We start from the raw sequence: 223 nt of genomic DNA, 5'->3' as shown, positions 1-223 counted from the left end.
GCGGGTTCGACCCCCGCCCTCGGCACCATATGCGCCCGTAGCTCAATTGGATAGAGCGTTTGACTACGGATCAAGAGGTTAGGGGTTCGACTCCTCTCGGGCGCGCTTTTATTAACGGGAAGTGGCTCAGCTTGGTAGAGCACCTGGTTTGGGACCAGGGGGTCGCAGGTTCAAATCCTGTCTTCCCGATATTCCCAAAAACATGGGGCCTTAGCTCAGCTGG

The 223-nt window shown here is 57.0% G+C and carries 2 tRNA genes; both read left to right on the top strand.

Annotation, left to right across the window (positions count from 1 at the left end):
* The first annotated feature begins 31 nt into the window (after window positions 1-31).
* Window positions 32-105: transfer RNA gene (locus tag MR083_RS27415), tRNA-Arg, on the top strand.
* A 10-nt stretch (window positions 106-115) separates the two neighbouring features.
* A tRNA-Pro gene (locus tag MR083_RS27410) sits at window positions 116-189 on the top strand.
* Window positions 190-223: the final 34 nt, after the last annotated feature.

The organism is Bacillus cereus group sp. BfR-BA-01408 (assembly GCF_022663305.1).
In the GTDB taxonomy this organism is placed as follows: Bacteria; Bacillota; Bacilli; order Bacillales; family Bacillaceae_G; genus Bacillus_A; species Bacillus_A pacificus.
This window is presented reverse-complemented; position numbering and strand designations above follow the sequence as displayed.